The following is a 19,050-nucleotide window of genomic DNA, read 5'->3' on the forward strand; positions in this document are numbered from 1 at the left end:
TGCGGGCTTAGGCTGGTGCCCGATGGACCTTGCACGAGAACCGCGGTCAACGGTTTGGTCCGCTGACCACGGGTGGACACCACGACAAGGAACGCCTATGCGAACCCTGGTATTGAATGCAGGATATGAACCACTGGCGGTGGTGACCTTCCGCCGGGCGCTGCTTCTTGTGCTGACCGGCAAAGCCAGCGTCCTGGCCGAGGACAGCGAACCAGTGGTGACCCCACGGACGGTCGTCGGAAGACCGTCGGTGATCCTGCTCAACCGGTACGTCAAGGTGCCCTACCGGAACGCAGCCAACGTCACCCGACGCGGAGTGCTGCGCCGGGACGGCCGCCGATGCGGGTACTGCGGCAAGGCAGCCACCACCGTCGACCACATCACGCCCCGTTCCCGCGGAGGCACCAACACCTGGGAGAACCTCATCGCCTGCTGTCTGGACTGCAACAGCACCAAGGGAGACAAGACCTTGCGCCAGCTGGGATGGAAACCCAGATTCACACCCCTCCGGCCCCGCGGGCCCCAATGGTTCATCACCGAACTGGAGCGTCCGGCACCCGGATGGTCGGACTTCCTCACCGGGACGGCAGCATGAAATTCGACGCCATCATCGTCGCCGGTGGCCGGGGGAGCCGGCTGGGCGGACGCGATAAGCCACTGCTGGCCCACGGGGGGTCCACCCTGTTGGAACATGCCCTCCGGGCCGCGTCGTCGGCGAACCGCATCGCCGTGGTCGGTCCGACGGAATTGAACCCCGTGATCTCGGATTACGCCCAGGGGGCAGCCGCCGGACAGATCCTGACGCTCACCCGCGAATACCCGGCCTTCGCCGGCCCGGCGGCCGCCGTGGCCGCCGGCCTGCACAGCCTGGGTGAAGGGACGGCCGGGGAAGTCCCGGCCCCGGTGGAACAGGCACCCCTGACCCTGATCCTGGCCGCCGACCTGATCGATCCCGGCCCGGTGGTCGAAGGCATCGTGGCCCATGCCGGCGACCAAGCGGTCGGCCCCGTTGCGCCGACGCCCGCCACCGAAGGAATCGAGGCCCAGGGCCTGGGGCAAGTCGACTTCGGCAGGGCCTGGGTCCCGGTGGATGCCGACGGAAGACTCCAACCCCTGAGCTGTGTGGTGGAGACCGGGGCACTGGTCCAGGCCGTCGAGTCCGCGACGAGCCAGGGGAAGGGGCTGGCCAACTCCTCGATGATGCGCCTGCTTGCTAAGGTGCAGATAGTCAGGGTGTCCCTCGACGGTGTGGACTACACCGACGTGGACACTTGGGAAGACGCCGACCGGGCAGGAATCAGCCGCCCGTCGGATGAAGCCAGGGGCCGGTAGCCCGCTGCAACAGGAGGTATGGATGTCCGAGATGCCCGAGCTGGATGAATGGGTCACCGAACTGCTGAAGGGACTCGAGATCCCCGAGGCCCCCGTGGACATCGACGCCATCCTGGGCATGGCAGGAGTCGCCGCGCATTCGATCATTCGTCCGGCCGCGCCCGTGACCACCTACGTCGCAGGTTTTGCCGCCGGGTTGGCGGCCGGAGCCGGCATGGCTGATGACAAGGCCTCCATGCAGGGGGCCACGCAGCGGGTCAACGAACTGCTGGCACGGCGCAGCGGCTCCGAGCAATAGTGCCAGAAGCAGACTGGCACCAGGCGCGACGCCTGGCCTACGAGGCCGGAAGCGCGCTGGCGGCGGCCCGTAGGGAGCCCGAACTGGTCCCTCTGGCCCGGGCTGCCGGGAGGGTCCTGGCGCAGGATATCCACTCCCTGCACACCATGCCCCACTATGCCTCCTCGGCGATGGATGGTTGGGCCGTGGCGGGGGAAGGTCCCTGGCAGGTGGAACGGCCCCGGGAGGATTCCGGGGACGACGCCGAACAACCGCGGCCCCACGCAGGCGCCGGCAGCACGCCGTCGCCGCTGGAACCGGGCCGGGCCCGGGCCATCGTGACCGGGGAGTCTGTGCCCGAGGGGGCGACGGCGGTGCTCCGGCAGGAAGCAAGCGAGCTGGAGGCGGCCACCGGAACACTCTCCACCCCCGACGCCCCCGCCGCGGGGGCCGATATCCGCCCGGCGGGCCGCGAGGCCGCCGAAGGGGAATTGCTCCTTCGTGCCGGCACCCGTCTGACGCCGGGGCGCATCGCGGTGGTCGCCGTCGGAGGACATGACCAGCTGCCGGTCGCCTCGACGGTGCGGATCCGTCTGCTGCTCACCGGCGACGAGGTGGTCACCGCGGGCATTCCGGCCCCGGGACAGGTCAGGGACACCTTCGGTCCGGTGCTTCCGGGGTGCATCGAGGCCCTCGGCGGGGTCGTGGCGGACGTGCTGCGGATCGGGGACGACGCCCCGGCGACCCGGGACGCACTGGACTCCGACTCCGCCCGGGGCGCCGATGTGGTGCTCAGCACCGGGGGGACCGGGCATTCGCCCGCCGACCATGTGCGTCCGGTGGCCGAGGAACTCGGGGGAACCTCGATCGTGGGTTCGGTGGCGATGCGGCCGGGGCACCCGGCCCTGCTGCGGGGCCTGCCCGGCGGACGGCTCCTGGTGGGACTGCCGGGCAACCCCCTGGCGGCCTTCATGGCCGTGGTGACCTTGCTGGAACCCCTGCTCCAAGGAGCCAACGGCCAACCGCCGTCGGCGCCGGTGGCCGTGCGGACCGGGGAGGCGGTCCGGGGGGCCGGGCACTCCCACCGGCTCCTGCCAGCCCGATGGACGGATCCGGTGGCCCGGCAGCAGCTGGTGGCCTCCGAACACACCGGCTCGGCCATGATGCGTGGCCTGGCCCAGGCCGACGTCGTCATGGTCGTCCCCCCGGAGGGAGTGGCGGCCGGAGGAGAGCTCACCTACCTGGAACTGCCATGGTACGGTCGGTGAAAGAATCCGCCGTGGAACCCCTGTGGTCCGAGATCGGCGGCGCGAAGAAGGAGGCCAACGGGTGGGCAGACTGACCCGGCGGCGCCGTGTCGTCCACTATTCCTCGGAGACCGGCTCCCGTGTCCGCGAAGAGACGATCGCCGCTGAGGAACCGTTGGAGATCCGATTGGGCCGGCGCGTCTTCAGCATCACCATGCGCACCCCCGGCAACGACTTCGACCTGGTGGCCGGCTTCCTGGTCAGCGAGGGAATCATCGGCGGCCCGGAGGAATTGAGCAGCATGCGGTTCTGCGCCGGCGAGGACGAGGACGGCCGCCAGACCTTCAACGTCGTCGAAGCAGGCCTGGGCGAAGGCGCCATCATCCCCGACCCGTCCCTGGACCGGCATATCTTCACGTCCTCCTCCTGCGGGATCTGTGGCACGGCCTCCATCGACGCGGTCGCCAAGACCAGCCGGTTCACCGTGGCCCCGTCCAGCGGAGTCATCGGCGTCGGAACCCTCCTCGGACTCTCCACGACCCTGCGCTCGAGCCAGGAACTCTTCGGCAAGACCGGCGGGGTCCACGCGGCAGGACTGTTCGACACGGACGGGAACCTGCTGTGCCTGCGCGAGGACGTCGGACGGCACAACGCCGTGGACAAGGTCGTCGGCTGGGCCCTGCGGGAAGGCAGGCTGCCGCTGCGCGACACCGTCCTGCAGGTCTCTGGCCGGGCCTCCTTCGAACTGGTGCAGAAGGCCTACCTCGCCGGCATCCCCGTGCTCTGCGCCGTCTCGGCGCCCTCGTCACTGGCCGTGGAACTCGCCGAGCGGGCCGGACTGACCGTTGCGGCCTTCGCCCGCGGAAGCAGCGTGAACCTCTATACCCACCCGGAGCGGATCGACACCGACGACTCCGTGGACCACCAGGCGCCGGCGCCCCACGCCCCGGCCGCCCCGGACAACAGGAAGTAGGACGGTCGACGTGAAGCGCTCGGCTCCTGAACAGGACATCAATGAGGATGCGCTGGAAGTCGGCGCCCCGAAGACGACGGCGGCCGGGGTCAAGGCGGTCATGGTCGCCTTGGACCGCGGATATTCCCAGGCCGGGGTCAGCCGGACGCTGCGCTCGATGCTGCGGGTGAACCAGCGCGGAGGGGTCGACTGCCCCGGCTGCGCCTGGCCCGAATCGATCACCGGGGCCCGTAAGCCCGCCGAATTCTGTGAAAACGGGGCCAAGGCCCTCGCCGAGGAGAGCACCACCCGGACGGCCGACGCCGCCTGGTGGGCCGAACACTCCATCGAGGACCTGGGCGACAAGACCGAGTACTGGCTGGGAAACCAGGGCCGGATCACCGAACCGATGATGATCCGTGAAGGGGAGAGCCACTACCGGCCCGTCTCCTGGTCGCAGGCCTTCGCCACCGTGGGCGAGCACATCAACGCCACGACCGCCGACCGCTGCGTCTTCTACACGTCGGGACGCACCGCGAACGAGACGGCGTTCATGTACCAGCTCTTCGCCCGCAGCATCGGGACGAACAACCTGCCCGACTGTTCGAACATGTGCCACGAGTCCTCCGGCACCGCGCTGAGCCCGACCATCGGCATCGGCAAGGGGACGGTATCGCTGGAGGACTTCGAACATTCCGAGCTGATCTTCGTCATCGGGCAGAACCCCGGGACCAACCATCCGCGCATGCTTTCGGCATTGGCCGACGCCCGCAAACGCGGGGCCAAGGTCGTCGCCGTGAACCCGCTGCCCGAGGCCGGCCTGCTCAACTTCCGCGACCCGCAAACCGTCGACGGCCTGGTCCGGGGCGGGACCCGGATCGCCGATGAATTCCTGCAGATCAAGGTCGGCGGGGACCTGGCCCTGTTCCAGGCGTTCGGTCACCTGCTCCTGGCGGAGGAGGCCCGTCACCCGGGCAGCATCGTGGACCGCGAATTCGTCGAGTCCCAGACCAATGGTTTCGACGCCTATGCCGCGGCCCGGGCCACGATCGATTGGGAAGCCACCGAGGAAGCCACCGGACTCTCCCGCCAGGAGATCTCGACGGTCGCCTCGATGCTGGCCAAATCCAAGGGAACCATCATCTGCTGGGCCCTGGGACTGACCCAGCAGCCGCATTCCGTGGACACCCTGAAGGAACTGATCAACGTCCTGCTGCTGCAGGGGAACTTCGGCAAGCCGGGGGCCGGCGCCTGCCCGGTCCGCGGTCACTCCAACGTCCAGGGGGACCGCACCATGGGGGTGTGGGAGAAACCGAAGGAGGACTTCCTGGCCGCCCTGGATGCGGAATTCAGCATCACCACCCCCCGCGAGCACGGCTACGACTCCACCGACACGGTCGAGGCCTTCGAGAACGACGACGTCGATGTCTTCGTGTCCATGGGCGGGAACTTCTCGCTGGCCTGCTCCGATACCGAAGCACTCGAGGCCGGGATGCGCCGGGCCGGATTGACCGTGCACATCTCCACCAAACCCAACCGCTCCCACGTCGTCCACGGCAGGACGTCATTGATCCTGCCCACGCTGGGGCGCACCGATCGCGACGATAAGCACCCCACCGGCCCGCAGTTCCTTTCGGTGGAGGACTCCATGTCCGTCGTGCACACCACCCAGGGCCGGCTCGCCCCGATGTCCCGGCACCTGCTGGCCGAACCGGTCATCGTCGCCCGCATGGCCGCGGCGACGCTGGGGGAGGACCATGCGGTCAACTGGCGGACCATGGCCCAGGACTACGACGTCATTCGCGATCACATCGCCGCCGTCTGCCCGGGCTTCGAGGACTTCAACCGGAGGGTGCGCACCCGCAACGGATTCGTCCTGCCGAACCCGCCGCGTGATACCCGGACCTTCGCCACCGACATCGGCAAGGCCCGCTTCACGGTCAGCCCCTTGGAATACCTTTCGGCTCCCGAGGGGCACCTGATCCTGCAGACGCTGCGCAGCCACGACCAGTACAACACCACGTTCTACGGTCTGGACGACCGCTACCGCGGGATCTCCAACGGGCGTCGGGTCATCCTGGTCCACCCGGAGGACCTGGCCGAGCTCGGATTCACGGACCGCGACCTGGTGGATGTGATCTCCACGTTCGGCGGAACCCAGCGCCGAGCCAACCGGTTCCGGCTCGTGGCCTACCCCACGGCCCGCGGCTGCGCGGCCGCCTACTTCCCGGAAGCCAATGCCCTGGTCCACCGGGGACTGGTCGCCAGGGAGTCGAACACCCCCGGCTATAAGGCCATGACCGTCGGGTTCGTTCCGCATACCGAAGAACCCAGCCGGACCTTCGACGAACGCGAGCGTCCCGCCCGCCGGCCGGAACCGGCAGCCTAGGGGTGCCCCGCCGCGGGTAGCATGGGGGCGCGTCCCGGCAACGTGCCGGGACGTCGTGATGGAAGGACCCCGCCGTGAGCATGGACCAGGCAGCCTGGAGCTCCCTGCATAAGATGTCCTCGGGAAAAACCGGGCGGCAGTTCGCCCCCGGGACCGTGCGTCGGATCATTGATTTCGCCCGCGGCTACGGGCGCCGGTTGAGCCTGTTCGTCATCCTGTCGGCCGTCGCCGCGGTCCTGGCCGTGGCGACCCCAGTGCTGGCCGGCAAGGTCATCGACGCCATCGTCGCCGACGGGCCGTTGTCCACCATCGTGCGGCTGGCCTTGTTGATCGCGGCCGTGGCCATCGCCGAAGCCGGCGTCTCGCTGTGGAACCGTTGGCTCTCCTCCAGCCTCGGTGAACAAGTCATCTACGATCTGCGCACCACCGTTTACGAACACGTGCAGAAGATGCCCATCGCCTTCTTCACCAGGACCCGGACCGGGGCCCTGGTCAGCCGGCTGAACAACGACGTCATCGGTGCCCAGCAGGCCTTCGCCGGAACCCTCTCCGGGGTCGTCAGCAACGTCGTGGCCCTCATCCTCACCGCGGGGGTGATGGTCAGCTACTCCTGGCAACTGACCCTGATCGCGGTGCTGATGCTGCCGATCTTCCTGATCCCCGCCCGACGCATGGGGGCCACCGTGGCCCGCCTGCGCCGCGAGGCCGCGGACTACAACGCGGATATGGGCACGCAGATGACCGAACGCTTCTCGGCGCCGGGGGCCACGCTGGTCAAGCTCTTCGGCCGACCCGAGGTCGAGGCGCAGGCCTTCGCCGAACGCACCGCCAGGGTCCGCGACATCGGGGTGAAGACCGCCATGCGCCAGTTCTTCTTCGTGACCTCGCTGACCCTGGTCACGGCCCTGACCCTGGCACTGGTCTACGGGCTCGGCGGTGCCTTCGCCCTCGAGGGCCGGCTGAAGGCCGGTGACGTGGTGACCCTGGCGTTGCTGCTGACACGCCTGTACGCGCCGCTGACGGGGCTGGCCAATGCCCGGGTGGAGGTGATGAGCGCGCTGGTCTCCTTCGACCGGGTCTTTGAGATCCTGGACCTGAAACCGCTGTTGACCGAGAGCCCCGAGGCCACCGACGTTCCCGCCGGGCCGGTATCGGTGCGCTTCCGCGACGTGCGCTTCGGCTACCCCAGCGCCGAGAAGGTCTCCCTGGCCTCGCTCGAGGACGTGTCCGTGCTGGACAGCCGAGGTGGCCAGGAGGTCCTGCATGGCATCGACTTCGAGGTCCCCGCAGGGCAGACCTACGCGCTGGTCGGTTCCTCGGGTGCGGGAAAATCGACCATCGCGCAATTGTTGGCCCGGCTGTACGACGTCGATCAGGGTTCCGTGGAGTTCTCCGGACTCGATGTCCGCGAGGCCCGCTTCGCCTCGATGCGGGCCACCATAGGCATGGTGACCCAGGACGGCCACCTCTTCCACGACACCATCGCGGCGAACCTGCGCATGGCCCATCCGGAGGCCTCCGACGAGGCTCTGTGGGATGCCCTGCGGCGGGCCCGGCTCGACGACCTGATCCGGACACTGCCCGACGGGCTGGACACGATGGTGGGCGAACGCGGCTATCGGCTCTCCGGGGGCGAACGCCAACGCCTGACCATTGCCCGCCTGCTGCTTGGCGCCCCGCGGGTCGTGCTGCTGGACGAGGCCACGGCGGCCCTGGATTCGACCAGCGAGGCAGCGGTCCAGGCTGCGCTGGGGGAGGCCCTGGCCGGTCGGACGGCCGTGGTCATCGCCCACCGGCTCTCCACGATCCGCACCGCCGATGCCATCCTCGTGGTCGAGGGAGGTCGGATCGTCGAACGCGGAAGCCATGCCGAACTGCTCGCCGTCGGTGGACGGTATGCCGAGCTCTACCGGACCCAGTTCGCCTCCACGGGCCCCGAAGCGGCCCCGGGGCAGTGAGCGGCGGCCCACCGCAACGCGCCCCGGCGTCCCGGCCCGGAGAAACGGCTTCCACCGGCTGAACAGGGCCGGGTTTGGGGGCTTTGGCCATGGCGCTCGGCCATGGGGACTGGTCGTATATGTAGAATCAAGGACCATGTGCTCCTCAGGAGCACGGTCTGGGTGGCGTTGCTTGGGAGAGACACGCCACGATCAACAATCATCCGTGGTACGAAATGATCTGGAGATTACATGCAGCGCGGCACCAACCTTGGGCGCCTAGGCGACTTCAACCAAGCGGTTATCTTTGAATCGATCCGGCGGGCGCTCGACGGAGTTAGTCGGGTCGAATTGGCGGGATCCACCGGTTTGTCGCCCCAAACGATCTCCAACGTCGTCCGTCGCCTGCTCGATGAGGGGCTGGTTCGTGAGGACCGCACCATCGTCTCCGGTCCGGGGAAGCCGCGGACCGTGCTGGAACTCGAAGTCAACCGCCAGCTCGCGGTCGGCATCCACCTGGACCCGGCCGGGATCACCCAGGTGATGCTGAACCTGCGCGGCGAAGTGCTCCATTCCAAGCGGTACTTCACCCCGGCCGTGGTGGATCCTGAATCCACCGTGGACCAGATGGCCGAGGCCGTCGAGGAATTGATCAAGGAATCCGGGCAGCCCCGGGACCGCGTCGTCGGGGTCGGCGTCGTCGTCCCCGGACCGATGGATCTGGAGGGTGGACACGTCACGGCGCCGCCGCTGCTCGATGGCTGGACCAAGGTCGAGTTCGTCAAGCCGTTGGCTGCCAAGCTGGGGCTGAACGTCATCTTGGAAAAGGACACGATCGCGGCGTCCATCGCCGAGGTCTGGAACGGCAAGAACCCCGAGGACGAGCAGGACTTCGTGTTCGTCTACGTCGGGGCGGGCATCGGCGTGGGCATGGTCATCAACGGGGAGATCGTCCGTGGGGTGAGCAATAACGCGGGGGAGATCGGCCACTTCTCGGTCGGTGAGGAGACCGGGCTCTGCGCCTGCGGTCGCAAGGACTGCCTGGCCGGGGCGACCTCCTTCGAGAACCTCGACAACAAGGCCACCAAGGCGGGGCTGGACCTGGGCATCCCGGAGAACGCCGATGTCGCCGGACGGGCCGAAGGGATGATGAAGCTGGCCGAACTGGCGGACGAAGGCAACGAGGTCGCCATCGGACTACTGCGCGACTTCGCAGGCCGGACCGCCGATATGGTCGCCCAGCTGATCAACGCCCTCGACGTCGACAAGGTCATCTACGGCGGACCCTACTGGCCGCTGATTAGCGACCACGTCCTGTCCGGGGCCGCCGAGATTATCAACCAGCGCTTCAACGCTAAGGACGTCCATTCGATCAGCGTCGTCGATTCCGAGCTGGGCCCGGAGGTCGCCGCCATCGGCGGCGGCTGCGCCATCCTCGACGCCAGCCTGTCGCCCAAGGCCAGCGTCCTGCTCCTGAACTGAGCCTCGACGGCAAGATATGACGCCACGGGCGTCATCGGTGAAAACCGGTGGCGCCCGTTGTCATAACGGGTTGGTTTCGAAGGTTGACATTCTAAGTCCAGTGGAATTAGATATAAGTGTCAGTGCTGCAGCCACCAAGTTGCCCATCGACACGGCAATGCGAGTCTCAACGGCTTCCGTGCCTGGTGGGGGAACGGCAGGTTGGCGGCTACGGGGAACAGGGCTGACATGGGTGCCGACCGGCACCGTTGATGTTTTTAAGGGAGCCATCAGCCATACGCCGGTCGGCACCAATATTTGTTTAATGGGTGCCTTCGTCCGGTGGCCCGGGGTGCCGGACGCGGGGGAACAGGGTGCCCCTGACCGGAATCGAACCGGTGGCCTACCCTTTAGGAGAGGGTCGCTCTATCCGACTGAGCTACAGGGACCAATCGCCGTGGGGCTGAGCCCGGGCGAACAGCAACCATCCTAGCGGCAGAATCCGGTCACACCGAAAACGACTCCGGTCGGGTCCGCCCCGGCTCAGGACAGTCCGGCCTCGCCCCACCTGCGTCGGAACGTGCGCACGAACGAGGCGATGACCACCGCCAGGGCGGTCGCCACCGTGGCGAAGAGCAGGATCCAGCCGGTGATGGTCAACGCCGAGGCCAGGCCCACCCGGTCCGGATCGGTGGTTCCGGCGAGCAGCCCGTCGATCATCGGGTTGGTCCACAGGGAGACGATCGCGAACAGCAGCGGGATCGCCCACAAGCCCCAGCGCAGCCCCCGCCGCGGCACATGCAGGGCAATGGCCAGCATCGCCACCAGGGCGGTGAAGAGCGGGAACAACGTGCCCGCCGTCTTATGCACGTAGGACAGTTGGCCCAGGGCATCGTCGTCCATGACCGTTTGGAGTTTCCGGATGTAGTCCGCGTCGAAGCCGCCGAGCAGCTGATCGGGCATCGCCAGGCCCCCGGAGAGGTCCTGCATCTGGTTCAAGACCAGCAGGTGATAGTACCAGAAGAGCAGGAGGACGGCGCCGAGCCCCGCCCAGAGGATCAGGTTGCCGTTGCCCTGGGCCTGTTCCGGGGTCCTGCCGGTGGTGGTGTTGGCCAGGGCGCTGCCCGGCCGCGGGGGCACACTGCCCGGAGACTGGCGGGGCGGACCGCCCGCACCGCTTTTCGCCGGCGATCCCGGGTTCCCCGTGGCCTGGTTCTTCTGCTGGCGGGACTTCTTGCGGCGCTGTGCGGGCTTCTTGGACATGGCGCCATTATGCCGGGACGGGGGCCGGGGCGGGAAAACGCCGGCAACCGTAGACTGGGGGGACCATGGATTTTCTCTTCGACGACTTTTCCGAGGCGCGCTCGCGCCTGAGTGCAAACGACGCCGGCGCCTCCGGGCCCCCGCAGGCCGCCGAACTGCTGGAGGGGCTGAACCCGGAGCAGGAACGGGCGGTGAAGCATGCGGGCAGCCCGCTGCTGATCGTCGCCGGTGCCGGCTCGGGCAAGACCCGGGTGCTTTCCCACCGCATCGCCTACCTGCTGGCCACGGGCAGGGCCCGCCCGCATGAGATCCTGGCGATCACCTTCACCAACAAGGCCGCCGCCGAAATGCGTGAACGTATCGGGGAGCTGGTGGGGGAACCGGCGCAGAAGATGTGGATCTCCACGTTCCACTCCTCCTGCGTGAGGATCCTGCGTCGCGAGGCCACCTCGGTGGGACTGAAATCCAACTTCTCGATCTACGATGCCGCCGATTCCCTGCGGCTGATCACGCTGATCGCCAAGGGGCTGGACCTGGACCCGAAGAAGTTCGCGCCCAAGGCGATGCAACACCGGATCTCGGCGTTGAAGAACGAACTGATCGACGACGAGGAGAATGCCTCCACCACGAACATGAACGACCCGTTCGCCGCGGCCGTCTCGGAGGTCTACCGCGGGTACACGCAGCGGCTGCGCCAGGCCAACGCCATGGACTTCGATGACCTCATCGGCCAGGTCGTGAACATCTTCCGGGCCTTTCCCGGCATTGCCGACAACTACCGGCGGCGGTTCCGTCATGTGCTGGTCGACGAGTACCAGGACACCAACCACGCGCAGTACTCGCTGGTGCGCGAACTCACCGGCCCCGACGGGCAGACCCCGGGCGGGGAATTGACCGTGGTGGGTGACTCCGACCAGTCCATCTACGCCTTCCGTGGTGCCGATATCCGCAATATCGTCGAATTCGGCAAGGACTACCCGGAAGCCGAGACGATCAAGCTCGAACAGAACTACCGGTCCACCCAGACCATCCTCAACGCAGCCAACGCGGTGATCTCGCTCAATGAGGATCGCCCCGAGAAGAGGTTGTGGACCGCCGAGGGGGAGGGCCCGCGGATCGTGGGCTACGTGGGCGAATCGGAACAGGACGAGGCCCGGTGGATCGCCCGGGAGATCCTGCGGCTCAACGACGAGGAGGGCATCCGCCCCGGGGACGTGGCCGTGTTCTACCGCACCAACGCCCAATCGCGCTCGCTGGAGGAACAGCTGATGCGGGTGGACCTGAAATACAAGGTCGTCGGCGGCACGCGGTTCTATGACCGCAAGGAGATCAAGGACGCGTTGGCCTACCTGCGGGTGCTGGCCAACCAGGAGGACGACGTCAACGTCCGGCGCGTCCTGAATGTGCCCAAACGCGGGATCGGCGACCGGGCCGAATATGCGGTGGCGGCCCTGGGGGAGAAGGAGCGCATCCCCTTCATGGAGGCCCTGCGCCGCGCCGATGAGGCTCCCGGGCTGGCCACCCGCAGCACCAAGGCCGTCGCCGGCTTCGTGAAGATCATCGACGACCTCGCGGTGGTCGCCGAAGGCTCCGGGGCGGCTGCCGCGGTGGAGGCCGTACTGGAGCAGACCGGCTACCTGGAGATGCTGCGCAAATCCGATGACCCGCAGGATGAATCACGGGTGGAGAACCTGGCCGAACTGGTCGCCGTGGTCAGGGACTACGAACGGGAGAACCCCGAGGGCACGCTGGGCGGGTTCTTGGAGCAGGTCTCGCTGGTGGCCGACGCCGACTCGATCCCCGATGCCCCCGACGACGACGAGGGCGCGCAGATGGCCGAGCGTGAAGGCATGGTGACCCTGATGACCCTGCATACCGCCAAGGGCCTGGAGTTCCCCACGGTCTTCCTCACGGGCATGGAACACGGCATCTTCCCGCACCAGCGTTCGATGACCGACCCCAAGGAGCTCGCCGAGGAACGCCGGCTGGCCTACGTCGGACTGACCCGGGCCCGTCGCCGGCTCTATGTCACCCGGGCGGAATACCGCAGCCTGTGGGGCCAGTCGCAGTACAACCCGGCCAGCCAGTTCCTGGAGGAGATTCCCAGCCAACTGCTCGATTGGAAACGCGAAGGGGCGATCCGTTCGGCGCCCGGGGCCTTTGGCAGCCGAGACTTCGCCACGAGCCGGTACGACGGCGGATCCTTCTGGGGTGCCGGTACCGGGGGAGGGGGCGGACGTCGCGCCGGGGATATCGAAACCGGCTCGCTACATACCGCGCCCACGGCCCGGGCCGCGGGACGGGTGCAGCCACAGAAGGAAGTCATCCAGCTCTCCGTGGGGGACAAGGTCTCCCACAGCACCTTCGGCGAGGGCGTGGTGCTCGCCTTGGAGGGGGCGGGGGACAAGACCGTGGCGAAGGTGAAGTTCACCGCAGAGGAGAAGCGTCTGCTGCTGCGTTATGCGCCGCTGAGCAAACTCGGCTGATTCGTCTCCGGGCAGGCCTGCCCGGTGCTCAGCGGCGGTGGGCCCGCAGGAAGCCCTGCGGAGAGGATTCATGGTCGCGGGGTGCCCGCTGCAGGTCTTCGTCGATCACGAAGCCCAGGGCGCCCAACCGCGTCACCAGATCGGCGGGGTCGTGCATGTACGCGGTCATCTTCACGTCGCGGCCGTAGGCCCGCCGGATCTCCCGGGGGCCGGAACCCGACTGGAACCCGAGCAACAGGCTCCCTCCGGGGCGCAGGACGCGAAGGAACTGGCCGAATACGGCCCCCAGTTCCTCCGGCGCCGTGTGGATGATCGAATACCAGGCCAGGACCCCTTCGAAGCTGTTCGCCGGATACGGCAACCCCGCCAGCTCGGCGACGGTGAACGATGCGCCCGGATGCCCGCGCCGGGCCTGGTCGATCATTCCCGGCGAGAAGTCGACCCCGGCGAGATCATGGTGTCCGAGGTCCCGGAGATGCCCGAGCAGGCGTCCGGTGCCGCATCCGGCATCCAGTATCGGGCCGTGGTCGGGCACCGCGGCACTGAACCTGCCCAGGACTTCACGATCCGCGGCCGCCTCGGCGGCGGTATCGGGCAGGAGCCGGGCGTAGTCGGCGGCGACCAGATCATAGGCGATGCGGGCGGTCGGTGCCGGACGGGAAGGGGGCATGTCAATCAAAATATCGCAGGCCGGAATGCACGTCCACAACGTGAAAACCCCGGAAAGTCGGCGATCTTTGTCTACGGAGCGTAGAACTGTGCTCTTTCTCACGAAAGCGATAGCCTAGGCAAGGCATCATCCGGCTAGGGGCTAAAGTTCCCTGTGGAGCCATCGGGCCAACATGTGCCGACGCTCCGAGTCAGAAACGACTTCGACGTAGAAGGACACACCCGTGGACCTGTATGAATACCAGGCGCGCGATCTGTTCGAGCAGCACGGTGTCCCCGTGCTTGCCGGCATCGTGGCGTACACCCCTGAAGAAGCCAAGGCCGCCGCTGAGAAAATCGGCGGCGTCGTAGTGGTCAAAGCCCAGGTCAAGGTCGGAGGCCGCGGCAAGGCCGGCGGCGTCAAGGTCGCCAAGACCGCCGACGAGGCGTTCGAATACGCGTCCGCCATCCTCGGGATGGACATCAAGGGCCATACCGTCGACAAGGTCATGATCGCCCAGGGCGCCGACATCGCCGAGGAGTTCTACTTCTCCGTGCTGCTGGACCGGGCCAACCGCAACTACCTGGCCATGTGCTCCGTCGAGGGCGGCGTGGAGATCGAGGTCCTGGCCGTGGAGCGTCCCGACGCCCTGGCCAAGGTCGCCGTCGACCCGGCCGTCGGCATCGATGCCGCCAAGGCCGACGAAATCGTCGCCGAAGCAGGCTTCGCCCCCGAACTGCGCGCCAACGTCGCCGCAGCGATCGTGAAGCTCTGGGACGTCTTCGTCAAGGAAGACGCCACCCTGGTCGAGGTCAACCCGCTGGTCCGCACCGGAGCCGGCGAGATCATCGCCCTCGACGGCAAGGTCACCCTGGACGACAACGCCTCCGAGGTCCGCCACCCGGACCACGAAGCGCTTGAGGACAAGGGGGCAGCGGATCCGCTCGAGGCCAAGGCCAAGGACGCAGGCCTGAACTACGTGAAGCTCGATGGCCAGGTCGGCATCATCGGCAACGGCGCCGGACTGGTCATGTCCACGCTGGACGTCGTCGCCTACGCCGGCGAGAAGCACGCCAACGTCAAGCCCGCCAACTTCCTGGACATCGGCGGTGGCGCCTCGGCCGAGGTCATGGCCGCCGGCCTGGACGTCATCCTCAACGACGAGCAGGTCAAGTCCGTGTTCGTCAACGTCTTCGGCGGCATCACCGCGTGCGACGCAGTGGCCAACGGCATCGTGAAGGCCCTGGAAATGCTGGGAGACAAGGCCACGAAGCCGCTCGTCGTCCGCCTGGACGGCAACAACGTCGAAGAGGGACGCAAGATCCTGGCCGAAGCCAACAACCCGCTCGTGACGCTGGCCACCACCATGGACGAAGGCGCCGACAAGGCCGCCGAACTGGCGAACGCCTAAGGATCAGGGGAAAGAAAACATGTCTATCTTCATCAACAAGGATTCCAAGGTCATCGTCCAGGGCATCACCGGCGGCGAAGGCTCCAAGCACACCGCCCGCATGCTCGCCGCCGGCACCCAGGTCGTCGGCGGCGTGAACGCCCGCAAGGCCGGCACCACCGTCACGCACGGCGAGGTCAGCCTGCCGGTCTATGGCGCGGTCGCCGAAGCCATCGAGGCCACCGGCGCGGACGTTTCGATCGTCTTCGTTCCGCCGAAGTTCACCAAGGACGCCGTCGTGGAGGCCATCGAGGCAGGCATCGGCCTGGTCGTGGTCATCACCGAGGGTGTCCCGGTCCAGGATGCCGCCGAGTTCTGGGCACTGGCCCAGTCCAAGGTCGACGCCAACGGCAACCAGGTCACCCGCATCATCGGCCCGAACTGCCCCGGCATCATCACCCCCGGCGAAGCGCTGGTGGGCATCACCCCGGCGAACATCACCGGCAAGGGCGGGGTGGGCCTGGTCTCCAAGTCCGGCACCCTGACCTACCAGATGATGTACGAACTGCGCGATCTGGGCTTCTCCAGCGCCATCGGCATTGGCGGGGACCCGGTCATCGGGACCACCCACATCGATGCCCTGGCAGCCTTCGAAGCCGACCCGGAGACCAAGGCGATCGTCATGATCGGCGAAATCGGCGGCGACGCCGAGGAGCGTGCTGCCGAGTACATCAAGGCGAACGTCACCAAGCCGGTCGTCGGCTATGTGGCCGGCTTCACCGCCCCGGAGGGCAAGACCATGGGCCACGCAGGCGCCATCGTCTCCGGCTCCTCGGGCACCGCGCAGGCCAAGAAGGAAGCCCTCGAGGCCGCAGGGGTCCAGGTCGGTAAGACCCCGTCCGAGACGGCATCGCTGCTGCGCAAGATCTACCCGGAGCAGGCCGAGGCCTCCAACCTCTAGGCACTCCACAGGCCCCCAAGGGCCATGCACGACGACGGCGGTCGCCAGCTTCCTCACGGAAACCGGCGGCCGCCGTTCTCATGTCGTTTGACGGCCCGGATGTCGTGAGCGCTCCTGGCCGCAAGCCCAGTGATCAGGGCTGGAGACGGTGGTGTTCCCAACTCGAGCCCGAACGCACATACTGCAGCCGCAGGTGGTTGCGATCTTCCTGCCCCTGCCAAAATTCCACGCTCGCCGGAACCAACTGCCAGACCCTCCACGTCTCCGGAACCGTCTCAGGTTCCTCCTCCAGCTGCTGACGGGGCGCCGAAAGGGCCCGGTTGAAACTGCCGGGGTCGGTGAGCTGACTGCTCTGCTGGGCGCTCAACGCCACCGTGCGCGCAGCCGGCCCCCGGGCGAGGAAGTCCCGCCGCGCCGCCGGGGCCGGTACCTGGGCCACGGTGCCCCGCACACGGATACTGCGGATCTGTTCCTTCCAATGGAACGTCAACGCAGCGGCAGGACGGGCACCGAGCTGGACGCCCTTGGTGCTCTGCGCCGACCCGGCGAAGGTCCAGGCACCATCGTCGGTCACCCCCTTGAGGATCAGCACCCGGGCATCGGGGAGCCCGTCGGCATCGACGGTGGACAGGGTCATCGCGTGGGGTTCGGTGACCCCGGCGGCGATGGCTGCGGCGAACCAGTCGACAAAAAGGTCCTGCGGGTGTTCGGGGGCGTGGTCCGGGGTGAACGGGGCAGGGGCTCCGACCAATGATCCGACCGAGGCCAGTAGTTCGGGCAGAGTTCTCATGGTCGAACCCTGTCAGGCGGGGAGCCCGGACCACAAGAAGGTGACGGGCGCCGGGGCGGCGGACGGCCCCGGATAGTTCTAGGCTGGAGGCCTACCGTCACCATCCAGTATCCAGGAGTCTTCAGCATGCGCGCCACCATGATCCATGCAGCCCACGACATCCGCGTCGAGGACCGGCCGGAGCCGGTCCTCCAACACCCCACCGACGCCATCGTCCAGGTGGCCGCCGCCTGCGTCTGCGGTTCCGACCTCTGGCCCTACCGTGGGGTCCGCGAGACGAGCGAGCCGCATCCGATCGGACACGAGTTCGTGGGTACGGTGACCGAGGTGGGATCTGCCGTCACGACCCTGGCCGTGGGCGACTTCGTCATCGCCCCCTGGGCCAATAGCTGTGGGGAATGCGCCGATTGCCTCAATGGAGTCCAGGTGGCGTGTGCGCACCGGGCCATCTGGGGTGCCACGGATGAACAAGGCCTCGAGGTCGACGGCGGCCAGGGGGAGGCCGTCAGGGTGCCCAACGCCGACGGGACGCTGGTCATCGTCCCCGGTGTCAGTGAACCCGATGAAGCGCTGCTCAAGTCGCTGCTGTCCCTCTCCGACGTCATGGGCACCGGCCACCATGCGGCGCTGGGGGCCCAAGTGGGGCCGGGGCACAGCGTGGTGGTCGTCGGTGACGGCGCCGTCGGGCTCAGCGGTGTCCTCGCCGCCCGCCGAATGGGCGCCACCCGCATCATCGCCATGTCCCGCCATGCCGACCGTGCGGAGGTCGCGCGCCAGCTGGGGGCCACCGATATCGTCGAGGAACGGGGCAAGGACGCCGCGGCGAAGGTCTCCGAACTCCTCGGAGGCGTTCTGGCCGATTCGGTCCTGGAATGCGTGGGAACCGCCGAATCAATGGACCAGGCGTTGCGCTGCACCCGGGCCGGCGGCGCCCTGGGGTTCGTGGGGGTTCCTGCCGGAGGCGCCGAACTGCCCATCGGGGTGCTCTTCTCCAAGAACATCACCGTTGCCGGCGGTGCCGCCTCCACCCGGAACTACATCCCCGAACTGCTCGAGGACGTCCTGGCCGGGACCATCAACCCCGGTCTGGTCTTCGACGCGGTGATGCCGTTGGAGGAGGCGGCCGAAGCCTACCGGGCCATGGACGAACGCCGGTCGATCAAGGTCATGCTCACCCCCTGACCCAACCTCCTTCCGCGCCCTGATCCCCTGGCCGCTGGTCTCGGATCAGGGCTGGGCGGCCGAAGGTGCCGCGTGGAGATGGAAGAAGGAACGGCCCGCCCGCTCATGGCCGCCGGGGACCAACAGCACCTTGAGTTGTTCGTTGAACTGGACCCCGGTTCGCTGGCCGTCCGTGATCGCTTCCCGCGGCGGTGAGAGGGCTTCCCTGAGGCTGGTGAAGTCGTCACTGAGGAGGAGGTAACCGCGATCCCGGGTGTCGATGCGCACCGTCCCGTTTCCGAGGACGACGACGGCGTCGACCCAGTCCCCGCTGAAACGCGGGGCAGCATGAGCGGGTGGGGCGGCGGGAGCGTGGGAATGATGGCGCAATAAGGTGGGCATGGTCTGCCTTTCGGATCGTCCTTGCCCCTGGCGGCTACCGGGGGCCGCTTCGTCATCCGAACCACCCGACGAACAATCCGTTCGCGGCATTCCTGCCGCTCACAGTGGGGTTGGTGCATGGCCAGTCGGAGCTGTCCGTCGACCGTCCCTGGGGGAGCGGCAGGCGGGGCCATGTCTCGTGAAGCTGATATCAGCCTAGTCGGGAGACCCGACACTTTGTAGGGATGACCCGTCGTCGTTCATCCGAGGCAACACGGAGCAACAAGAGCATCGGGACAGTCGACATCCTGGAGCATCGTTGGATCAGAGGAGCATTCGCTGCCGAACCTGACGGTCGTGCGCAGGTCGTTGGT

The 19,050-nt window shown here is 67.6% G+C and carries 16 protein-coding genes and 1 tRNA gene; 12 read left to right on the forward strand and 5 right to left on the reverse strand.

Going from position 1 to position 19,050, the window contains the following annotated elements; genetic code table 11:
• The first annotated feature begins 97 nt into the window (after positions 1-97).
• The 8 genes from ACT3S6_RS13770 to ACT3S6_RS13805 all read left to right on the forward strand — a co-directional run bounded on the left by ACT3S6_RS13770 (position 98) and on the right by ACT3S6_RS13805 (position 9,616).
• Complete coding sequence (locus ACT3S6_RS13770; RefSeq protein ID WP_444555429.1) at positions 98-595, forward strand: HNH endonuclease; 498 nt, start codon at positions 98-100, stop codon at positions 593-595.
• On the forward strand, positions 592-1,332 hold the full coding sequence (locus tag ACT3S6_RS13775; RefSeq protein WP_444555430.1) for an NTP transferase domain-containing protein: 741 nt from the start codon (positions 592-594) through the stop codon (positions 1,330-1,332). Before ACT3S6_RS13770 ends, ACT3S6_RS13775 begins: the two co-directional genes overlap by 4 nt.
• Before the next feature lie 22 nt (positions 1,333-1,354).
• Positions 1,355-1,630: a DUF6457 domain-containing protein gene (locus tag ACT3S6_RS13780; RefSeq protein WP_444555431.1), complete on the forward strand. Its 276-nt coding sequence runs from the start codon at positions 1,355-1,357 to the stop codon at positions 1,628-1,630.
• Entirely contained in the window at positions 1,630-2,877 is a 1,248-nt protein-coding gene (locus ACT3S6_RS13785; RefSeq protein WP_444555432.1) for a molybdopterin molybdotransferase MoeA, read from the forward strand. Before ACT3S6_RS13780 ends, ACT3S6_RS13785 begins: the two co-directional genes overlap by 1 nt.
• A 61-nt stretch (positions 2,878-2,938) precedes the next feature.
• Entirely contained in the window at positions 2,939-3,829 is an 891-nt protein-coding gene (gene fdhD, locus ACT3S6_RS13790) for a formate dehydrogenase accessory sulfurtransferase FdhD (protein WP_444555433.1), read from the forward strand.
• Between the two features lie 10 nt (positions 3,830-3,839).
• The gene (locus ACT3S6_RS13795) at positions 3,840-6,197 is read left to right on the forward strand and encodes an FdhF/YdeP family oxidoreductase (RefSeq protein ID WP_444555434.1); all 2,358 of its coding nucleotides are present in this window, start codon (positions 3,840-3,842) and stop codon (positions 6,195-6,197) included.
• A gap of 74 nt (positions 6,198-6,271) precedes the next feature.
• Positions 6,272-8,155, forward strand: coding sequence for an ABC transporter ATP-binding protein (locus ACT3S6_RS13800; RefSeq protein ID WP_444555435.1), 1,884 nt, complete (start codon positions 6,272-6,274; stop codon positions 8,153-8,155).
• Positions 8,156-8,386: 231 nt separating this feature from the next.
• Positions 8,387-9,616, forward strand: coding sequence for an ROK family protein (locus tag ACT3S6_RS13805; protein ID WP_444555436.1), 1,230 nt, complete (start codon positions 8,387-8,389; stop codon positions 9,614-9,616).
• 354 nt (positions 9,617-9,970) lie between these two features.
• Here ACT3S6_RS13805 and ACT3S6_RS13810 read toward each other — a convergent pair.
• Positions 9,971-10,044: transfer RNA gene (locus ACT3S6_RS13810), tRNA-Arg, on the reverse strand.
• A gap of 94 nt (positions 10,045-10,138) precedes the next feature.
• On the reverse strand, positions 10,139-10,858 hold the full coding sequence (locus ACT3S6_RS13815; protein WP_444555437.1) for a hypothetical protein: 720 nt from the start codon (positions 10,856-10,858) through the stop codon (positions 10,139-10,141).
• 65 nt (positions 10,859-10,923) lie between these two features.
• Here ACT3S6_RS13815 and pcrA point away from each other — a divergent pair, with 65 nt between their 5' ends.
• Positions 10,924-13,344, forward strand: coding sequence for a DNA helicase PcrA (pcrA, locus tag ACT3S6_RS13820; RefSeq protein ID WP_444555438.1), 2,421 nt, complete (start codon positions 10,924-10,926; stop codon positions 13,342-13,344).
• Positions 13,345-13,372: 28 nt separating this feature from the next.
• Here the strand turns inward: pcrA and ACT3S6_RS13825 are convergent, their stop codons facing one another.
• Positions 13,373-14,014: a class I SAM-dependent methyltransferase gene (locus ACT3S6_RS13825; RefSeq protein WP_444555439.1), complete on the reverse strand. Its 642-nt coding sequence runs from the start codon at positions 14,012-14,014 to the stop codon at positions 13,373-13,375.
• A 223-nt stretch (positions 14,015-14,237) separates the two neighbouring features.
• Here ACT3S6_RS13825 and sucC point away from each other — a divergent pair, with 223 nt between their 5' ends.
• Both sucC and sucD read left to right on the forward strand, forming a co-directional pair.
• Complete coding sequence (sucC, locus tag ACT3S6_RS13830; RefSeq protein ID WP_444555440.1) at positions 14,238-15,404, forward strand: ADP-forming succinate--CoA ligase subunit beta; 1,167 nt, start codon at positions 14,238-14,240, stop codon at positions 15,402-15,404.
• A gap of 19 nt (positions 15,405-15,423) precedes the next feature.
• Positions 15,424-16,344 carry a succinate--CoA ligase subunit alpha gene (sucD, locus tag ACT3S6_RS13835; RefSeq protein WP_444555441.1) on the forward strand — a complete coding sequence of 307 codons (921 nt, stop codon included), beginning with the start codon at positions 15,424-15,426 and terminating at the stop codon, positions 16,342-16,344.
• 133 nt (positions 16,345-16,477) lie between these two features.
• On the opposite strand, the gene ACT3S6_RS13840 is transcribed toward sucD, so the two are convergent.
• Positions 16,478-17,134, reverse strand: a complete 657-nt coding sequence (locus ACT3S6_RS13840; RefSeq protein ID WP_444555442.1) for a pyridoxine/pyridoxamine 5'-phosphate oxidase — start codon at positions 17,132-17,134, stop codon at positions 16,478-16,480.
• 126 nt (positions 17,135-17,260) lie between these two features.
• Between ACT3S6_RS13840 and ACT3S6_RS13845 the strand changes: the two genes are divergently transcribed.
• Positions 17,261-18,316: a zinc-binding dehydrogenase gene (locus ACT3S6_RS13845; protein ID WP_444555443.1), complete on the forward strand. Its 1,056-nt coding sequence runs from the start codon at positions 17,261-17,263 to the stop codon at positions 18,314-18,316.
• Between the two features lie 45 nt (positions 18,317-18,361).
• On the opposite strand, the gene ACT3S6_RS13850 is transcribed toward ACT3S6_RS13845, so the two are convergent.
• Positions 18,362-18,697: a hypothetical protein gene (locus ACT3S6_RS13850; protein ID WP_444555444.1), complete on the reverse strand. Its 336-nt coding sequence runs from the start codon at positions 18,695-18,697 to the stop codon at positions 18,362-18,364.
• Between the last annotated feature and the right edge of the window lie 353 nt (positions 18,698-19,050).

This window comes from Arthrobacter sp. AOP36-C1-22 (assembly GCF_052377515.1).
GTDB lineage: Bacteria > Actinomycetota > Actinomycetes > Actinomycetales > Micrococcaceae > Arthrobacter_H.